Genomic DNA, 7,176 nt, shown 5'->3' with positions numbered 1-7,176 from the left:
GTGCCGCCCTCGACACCACCTATCTCATGAGCCTCCTGACTTTGCGGTAGCCCTGGAACGGATGGGGCGGGCGCGGTTGCTGGGGCTTTGTCTAAGGGTCTAGGGTCGAAGGGTCTAAGGAAGGGCAATCGCTGCGCTCACTCACCCCCTCCCAACCTCCCCCCTCAAGGGTGAGGAGCTAAGGGCAACATCACCGCCACGCCTTTCCCACGTTCCACGATCTACGATCCACTTCCTACCGCTCCGGCGTCCCCCCTACTCCCGCCTTCGTCCGCGAAATTCCCTCATACAGCAGCACGCGCAGGGCGGCCAAGCGGTCTGAGGGCAGGGGCAAAGTCGTATCGAATCGTGTTTCTGGGGCATTGACACTAGTCACACTGACTCCCAACGGTGCAAGTTGGGCGCGGAACAGGCGGGCGGCACGGGCAGAATGAGAGGGTGAAGTCACGAGCAGCACCCGCTTCCAGCCGCGCACGCGGGCCAGTTCCCGCACACGGGCGGCCTCATCCCGCGTGGTAGTCACGTTGGGAAGGGTCAGGACTTGAGGGCCGCCCTTGGGATATAGGCCGCGAATATAGGCCTGTTCCAAATCGCTGAGTTTAGGGCAGTCTTTCGGCCCGATGAGGCCCGATTGCTGCGACACCGTAACCGCCGGGGCAAAGCCCGCCTGCCAAAGTCCCAGCCCCCGGATCAGGCGGGCGAGGCTGGACGGTTCTAGTGCCCCAGTGCCGCACCACACGCCCGCACCCAACACAATGACGGCATCCGACTGCACGGGTTCGGCGTTTTCGGTCAGCGAGGCCAGCGGCGCACGCAACACAGGCGTCAGCAGGCACAGGGCAAACAGTGCCGCCAGCGCACCCGCGCCCACCTTCAGCACGCGGCGGGGAAGGCGGAATGCGCCCAAGCCTGCGGAGGCCAGAATACAGGCCAGCAGCAGCGGCACGGGCGCACGAACCTCACCCAAATACGCGGCGAGGACGGCAAACGCGCAGCCAATGGCAGCCCCGCTCAGCACGCCGCGCACACGCTCATGGATTGCCGTTTGTCTTGTCTGCAGGCCCAGAGTCACGCGGGGCAGTGTAGCGGGACAGATCACGCAACGGACAAAGCGTCCTAGTGATAATGCAGAATCAAACCTATACTGCACGCAATGACTCGCCGCCGTCCGTCTATTTCTCCCGCTGTATTGGCCGCCTCCGCGTTGGCGGTGGCTGCGCTCTTGGCGGCGTTTTTGCTGCTGGCTCCCCGCCTCGCCAAGCCGAGTGAAGCGAGCACCGAGACCCGCTTTGTACGCGAAATGATCCAGCACCACGCGCAGGCCGTAGACATGGCGACCCGAATTCGTGACCGCAGCACAGACCGCACCCTGCGTTCATTGGCGCTCGATATTCAGTTGTCTCAGCAGGAGCAGATTGGGCAGATGCGCGGCTGGCTGACTCTGTGGGGCCTGCCCTGGGGCGGCGCGGGTATGAGTTCAGAACACGCCGCGATGATGGGAATGGCAACGCCCACCGAGGTCAACAGCCTTGATGAAAGCACGCCAGCACAGGCCGAGCGGGAATTTTTGCAACTGATGATCCGGCACCATCAGGGCGCTGTGGCAATGGTCAAACCCGTATTGACCGAGCGAGTGCGCCCTGAGGTGCTGGCTTTGGCCCGCCAAATCGCCTCCACCCAAGCCGCTGAAATTCGCTTAATGACGGCGCTTTTGGAGAGCAGAGGCGGGAAGCCGTTGCCCACGCCCTCGGCAGCAGGCACGATGGACGGGATGGACATGGGCGGCGCGGCCCCCAGTCTTCCAGCGGGGACGGACGGGCATTCTCACCCTTGAGGGCGGGGGAAAAGATTGTTTAAGGGTGGAGGGCCGAAGGGTCTGGGGAAAGGCAATCGCTAACGCTCACTCACCCCCTCCCCAGCCCTCCCCCCTCAAGGGTGAGGGCGCAAAAACGAGGCTTTACGAGGCACCCTTAGGCCTACCACTTGTCGTCGTCCACCACGTCCCGCTTTCCGCCTTGGCGTTCTTTGCGGCGCTCGGTTTTGCCTGCCTTCTTTTTGGGACGGGGCGGCAGGGCCAATTCGTACACACGGGTAGGGTCACACGCGGCTGGCACTTCGCCAAGGCGGTCACTGGGGTCGGCGGTGCGGAGGTTGCCTGCCGGGTGCAAGTGGCGCTCGCCGCAATAGGGGCATTCGTCCACCACCCAGAACATGACGCGGGTGCCGGGGAGGTCACGCAGCGTGACGAACGCCATGCGCGGAGTCGTTTTGTCCTTCTTAGCCATACCCGCCGAGCCTAGTCCTTGCCCGGCCAGAGGATTGTGCCGCCCAACCCGGCGCAGGCCAAATACGGACAAGTGAACGGCCAACGCCACCCAGATCAACCCCAGCAACTCTAGGCTTCTTCGTCCGAATCCTTGAGGTAAGTGACGATGCTGCGGCAGGGTTTCAGGCCAGCGCGGGTGTATAGGGCGCGGGCGGCGCGGGCATGATCGTGGGCGCGGGCACGGAGGGTCATCAGGGCCGGATGGGTGTCGGCTTCGGCGGCGGCTAGGGCCAGCAGCGTGCGCCCGTAGCCTTGGCCGCGCTCGGCGGGATGCACGGCGAGGTAGGTCAGGTCGGCGCGGGTGGCCTCGGTATTCAGTTCCAGTTCGGCAAATCCCACCGGGCGGCCTTCTTTCATCAGGGCAATCAGGCGCACGTCGTCGCGGTGAAAATGGGCGTGGTATTCCTCTGCCGTCCAGTCCAGTCTTCCGGCCCAGCCGTCTTCGCTGGCACGGTACAGGGCCATGTATTCGGCTTGGGCCAACTGCCGCGAAATGGTGTGCCCATCGGGGGCGCGGGCCGCAGGGGTCAGGCGTTGCAGCGGCGCGGAGTAAAAGTCGGTGGTGTGCATGGGCGTCAGGCCCGCCACTTCGAGGGCTTCGCGCACCGGCGCATTGTCAAGGGCGCAAAAGGCGTACACCGGAAGGCCCTCGGCCTGGTCTACAGCGCGGGTCAGCAGGGCTGCCGTATGCCCGCCCTCCGACACCGGGCCTTCGATGACCACACCATCCCGGAACGGCGACACCGCGCAGTAGCCCAGCACGTTGCCTTCATCGTCGGCATCTACGAGGCACGTGCTGTCTTCGCATTCGAGGTGCAGTTCGGCGGCGGTACGGGCGTCGGGGGCGAACACTTCCCGGTGTGGGGCGTCGTCCATCCAGTTCAGCAGCGCGAGGACATCGGGCGTATCGGTGGTCTGCATGGGGCGAATCATGGGCGTTCCTCCGGCGGGCAAACGAGGTGCAGGGGCGGGAAACAGAACAACACTCGGGCAGCGTGGCGAACGCTTTCAGCCTAGGAATCTACTGGCCCGATGTCTGCCAACCGCATCACATCATGGCCGCAGGGAGCGTGCTACACTTTCCTTATGCCCTGAATAGGGTACGTCGCCTGCCTCCCCCACGAACACGAAGCCGTGTTTGAGGGGCCTTTTCTTTTTTGAGGGTGGTCAGGGCGATATTCAGACCTTTTTTCCCCAAAAAGCGAGACGGCAGCCGGGGCAACAGACAGTTTTGGGAGGTTTCGCCGTGACAAAACAGTCCAGCAGGCCCGTCAGCCCCCAGCGTTCCCAGCGTGCACGTCCAGACCGTGTGGATGCACACCGCGTGGGAAGCTCTGCCCCGTCTACAACAGCCAAAGAGCTGCAAGGCGGGACAGATTTACTGGTCTTACGCGCCCAACTTGCCCGCGCCGAAAAAGCCGCCCGCCGTGCGCCCACGCCCATTCCGGTGCGGTCCGCCCAACTGAGTGCCAAGCCCGTAAAGCCGCAGCGGGAAGTGGATTTGGCAGGCGTCGCCACCGACGATTTTTCGTTGGCCCGCGCCCACGCCCGATTGCGCGACGCCGTGTACGAGGGCCAGTACCATGTGTGCGCCCACGCCATCGGGCACGCCCGCGCAGAGGGGTTTTTGGAACACGACATCATGCAGGTGTTGCTGGCCGGGCGCGTACGGGCCGTGTACCCCGAAGACCGCCGCTGGCTGGTGTGCGGCTACTTCGAGGCATGTGGCGTGGCCCTGCCGCTACATGTGGTGGTGCAGCATCCATATGGCCGCATTGGGTCAGAAAACTCCGTGCTGGACATCGTGACGGCCTTCGTGCCCAAGCACCCGCATCACATCATCAGCCGCGCCCGCTTGGCCGTGATGCTGCGCTACGACGACGAGCAGATTCGCAGCCGCACCGCGCAGTTGGGCAACCGCGCAGGCCACCGCAGCAAAGGGAAGTGGAAACGGAGCGCGTAGGGTGTCGGCCATGCGCCGTAAAGACAGTGTGGAAGGGCCAGAGACTTGAATCTCTGGCCCTTGCGCCGTATGGCTAGCTGAGCTGCATCTTGGGGACACTGACTTGGAAGGTGAACCCCCCCGTTGCTGGCGCAACGCCCCCCCTTAGAGGTGGGGACACAAGCTGTTGCGCTCCCCTTGAGGGGGGCTGGCTGCAACGCAGACTGGGGGGTTCGCCCGCAACCGTCACCGCCAAATAACTGCCAAAGCTTTAGCAGCCGATATCCACACCAAAGTATTTGCGGCCCAGTTGCGTGTGCGTGCCGTTGATGTCCAGCTTATTCAGCGACGCGTTCAGGGCTTGGCGGAGTTCCGTATTGCCCTTGCGAACCACAATCGCCACCTGCTCTTTCCAGAGGGTCTCCCCGATGACCAAATTGGCTTTGCTAAAAGTTTTGACGGCGTCCAGCGCAGCAAACTTATCGGTGGCGATGGCGTCCACTTGCCCGGTGGCTACCGCCTGAAGCACCGCCGTACTATTGGGGTACACCTGAATGGTCTTTTCAAAAGTCAGCTTCCTGAGAAAACCGAAATAGGTGCTGCCTGCCTCTGCGCCGAGGTTTTTACCGACCAGAGCTTTGCTGGTCACGGGGCCGCCCTTGCGCGTCAGGATCACGCCGCCCGTGCAGTAGGTAGGGCGCGAAAAGTCCACCGTCTGCGCCCGCGTGCTGGTGATGGCGTGTGAGGCCAGCACGGCGTCAATTTCATCACTCTTATCGTTTATGTCGCGCAGCAAGCCGTCAAAGGGACGCACCACCCACACCACTTTCAGGCCCATATCGCGGGCCACTGCCTCGCCCAAATCCACCTCGAATCCGGCGGGCGCACCACCCTGCATAAAGTTGAAGGGTTCAAAATCGGCGCTGGTGGCGAGGCGCAGCACGCCGCTGGTCTTGATCTCGGCCAGTGTGCGGGCCTGTGCGGGCGCAACAAGTGCGGGCAACACAGCCACGAACAGAGCAGAGAGCAGGGTTTTGGAAAAACGGGAATGAGTTCGCATAGGTGAACCTCCGGGCAATAACTCGCAGTCGTTGTCCGGAGTGTGAATTAGTCCATGTCACGCGCCCCTGACGGTCAGCACGAGTTTGGTGTGAATTCTTACATAGATGTCGTCGGGCAGCAGTGGTGGTGTATTTCTCTGCGGCTAAAAAAGGTCTAAGCGTCGAGGGTCTAAGGTGCTAAGGCGGAGGCGTGTTCGGCTCCCTGTTGGTTTCCCGAAGGTGAGAGCTGGCGAAGCTGTGTGGAAGGGATGCAAAGGCATACGCTCTCGCCCTTCCTCAGACCCTTGACCCTTGGACTCGCCGCAACCTAGATACACCACATCAACGTTGATTCCAGCCCAATCACTTTCCGGCCAACACCGCTTCGGCCACCCGTGCGCCCATGTCCAGCCCTGCCGCGCCGTCTATCGTCCAGTGAATCCCGCCCACGACTCGGCTGTAGGCGGCGTCCTGTGCGGCTTGGGTCAGCTTGAGCGCGTCGCCCGGAAAGAAGGCCGACAGCACCCGCGCCGCTGCTCCGCTGACCGAAGCGTGACCGCTGGGATAGGAGGGAAACGGCGGCGTGACGACAACAGGTTTCCAGCCCGCCTGAACGACTTCCGGCCCCGACATCCAGTTTTGCGGACGGGCCACGACATACTGAAATTTGGCTCGCCAGCACGCAATAAAGGCGTCGTGGGCGGTGACGGCGGTGAGGGCCAACACGCGGGCAGTATCAGGCCCGTTGAGGGCGTGCTGGCTGGTGAGGGCGGCGGCCTGCTCCATCCACATGCCCGCCGGGGTCACGGTGCCTGCTCCGGCGGCCCAGTACAGGGCGAGGGCGCGGTCTGCATCGGTCAGGCGGGTTTGCAGGGCGGCAAACTGGGCGCGGTCTGCGGCAAAATTCGGGGCGTTCCAAGCGGGCGGCGGCGTGACCTGCGGCAATGTGACCGCGGTGGTGGCAATCGGGCTCACCCAGCCCCAATTCACTTCCATCGCCTTTTGTCCAGCCAAAGCTTGCCATTTGCCTTCCGCGCTGGCTGCCGGACGGATCGCCGCCGGACGATCCGCGTGATCGGCCCGCGCAAACAGCAGCACGCAGTCGGCAATAATGCTGCCTACCACCTGTTCATCAGAGCCATGCGGAAGAGAGGACAAGCGGCCCTGCACCGTACTTTCTAGCGCCGCCGTATCCTGAGGAAACAGGTAGGTTTGGAGGCGCTGGGCGGCAATCGCGGCCACCGCGTCGGTGTTCAGGGCGCGGCCCGAAGCACTCACAATGGTTTGCGCGTCGCTGACGGTTGCCAGAGTCAGGGCCAACGCCCGCGCCGCCCGCACCGGATTCAGCTTTCGGGCTTGAATCAGGGTCAGTGTTTCGGCATTGATTCCGCGCACGAGGTCGGCGCTCAGGCTGGTAGGCGTTCCGGCAGGCACCCGGTTGAGGCGGCGCTGGACATTGGGATGGGCGGCGTAAGCCAAAAACGTGCGGCTCGCGGGGGCGACAAAAGCAGCTTGGCTTGTTACGGTGGGCGCGGTTGTAGCAGGCATTTGGGCTGCCGCCAACGGCCCTAACAGAAGTAGCAAAGAAAGACCAGAAAGAACGGGACGCTTCATGCTTCCAAATTACCATCTTTATGCGATTTTTCTCGTTCTTCCTTACAGGGTGAGCTTTTTACCACAGCAGCACCCTGCCTACATCGCCTCAATCAAAATAAGTAAGAAAGACGTGATAGCCGACGAATTCACGCCTCAAGCCACCATATGAGCGCTCATTACAGGCCTTTAGAAAGTTTACCTTTTACTCATTTTGAACAATATGAACGGCAGGTGAGGAATGAAAGGGAGCCAAAGCTGAGTTTAGAATCCTA

The 7,176-nt window shown here is 62.7% G+C and carries 7 protein-coding genes; 2 read left to right on the top strand and 5 right to left on the bottom strand.

Annotated features, from left to right (window positions below; genetic code table 11):
* Positions 1-235: 235 nt before the first annotated feature.
* The gene (locus tag E7T06_RS21070; protein WP_240741214.1) at positions 236-1,066 is read right to left on the bottom strand and encodes a YdcF family protein; all 831 of its coding nucleotides are present in this window, start codon (positions 1,064-1,066) and stop codon (positions 236-238) included.
* A gap of 87 nt (positions 1,067-1,153) precedes the next feature.
* On the opposite strand from E7T06_RS21070, the gene E7T06_RS21065 reads away from it, so the two are divergent.
* Positions 1,154-1,834: a DUF305 domain-containing protein gene (locus E7T06_RS21065; RefSeq protein ID WP_136367721.1), complete on the top strand. Its 681-nt coding sequence runs from the start codon at positions 1,154-1,156 to the stop codon at positions 1,832-1,834.
* 142 nt (positions 1,835-1,976) lie between these two features.
* Here the strand turns inward: E7T06_RS21065 and E7T06_RS21060 are convergent, their stop codons facing one another.
* Positions 1,977-2,393, bottom strand: coding sequence for a hypothetical protein (locus E7T06_RS21060; protein WP_346763225.1), 417 nt, complete (start codon positions 2,391-2,393; stop codon positions 1,977-1,979).
* 2 nt (positions 2,394-2,395) lie between these two features.
* On the bottom strand, positions 2,396-3,259 hold the full coding sequence (locus E7T06_RS21055; protein ID WP_136367720.1) for a GNAT family N-acetyltransferase: 864 nt from the start codon (positions 3,257-3,259) through the stop codon (positions 2,396-2,398).
* A gap of 427 nt (positions 3,260-3,686) precedes the next feature.
* Here E7T06_RS21055 and E7T06_RS21050 point away from each other — a divergent pair, with 427 nt between their 5' ends.
* Entirely contained in the window at positions 3,687-4,289 is a 603-nt protein-coding gene (locus tag E7T06_RS21050) for a DUF4258 domain-containing protein (RefSeq protein WP_136367724.1), read from the top strand.
* A 250-nt stretch (positions 4,290-4,539) separates the two neighbouring features.
* Here E7T06_RS21050 and E7T06_RS21045 read toward each other — a convergent pair whose 3' ends face one another.
* Together E7T06_RS21045 and E7T06_RS21040 are read right to left on the bottom strand one after the other, a co-directional pair.
* Complete coding sequence (locus E7T06_RS21045; RefSeq protein WP_136367719.1) at positions 4,540-5,328, bottom strand: ABC transporter substrate-binding protein; 789 nt, start codon at positions 5,326-5,328, stop codon at positions 4,540-4,542.
* Between the two features lie 343 nt (positions 5,329-5,671).
* Positions 5,672-6,856 carry a vanadium-dependent haloperoxidase gene (locus E7T06_RS21040; RefSeq protein ID WP_168733703.1) on the bottom strand — a complete coding sequence of 395 codons (1,185 nt, stop codon included), beginning with the start codon at positions 6,854-6,856 and terminating at the stop codon, positions 5,672-5,674.
* Between the last annotated feature and the right edge of the window lie 320 nt (positions 6,857-7,176).

This window comes from Deinococcus sp. Arct2-2 (assembly GCF_004801315.1).
In the GTDB taxonomy this organism is placed as follows: Bacteria; Deinococcota; Deinococci; order Deinococcales; family Deinococcaceae; genus Deinococcus.
This window is presented reverse-complemented; position numbering and strand designations above follow the sequence as displayed.

Bases quoted from the DNA above. Each gene is read 5' to 3' on its own strand.
- E7T06_RS21065 (WP_136367721.1), top strand. From the start codon at position 1,154: ATGACTCGCCGCCGTCCGTCTATTTCTCCCGCTGTATTGGCCGCCTCC.
- E7T06_RS21055 (WP_136367720.1), bottom strand. From the start codon at position 3,259: ATGATTCGCCCCATGCAGACCACCGATACGCCCGATGTCCTCGCGCTG.
- E7T06_RS21045 (WP_136367719.1), bottom strand. From the start codon at position 5,328: ATGCGAACTCATTCCCGTTTTTCCAAAACCCTGCTCTCTGCTCTGTTC.
- E7T06_RS21040 (WP_168733703.1), bottom strand. From the start codon at position 6,856: ATGCCTGCTACAACCGCGCCCACCGTAACAAGCCAAGCTGCTTTTGTC.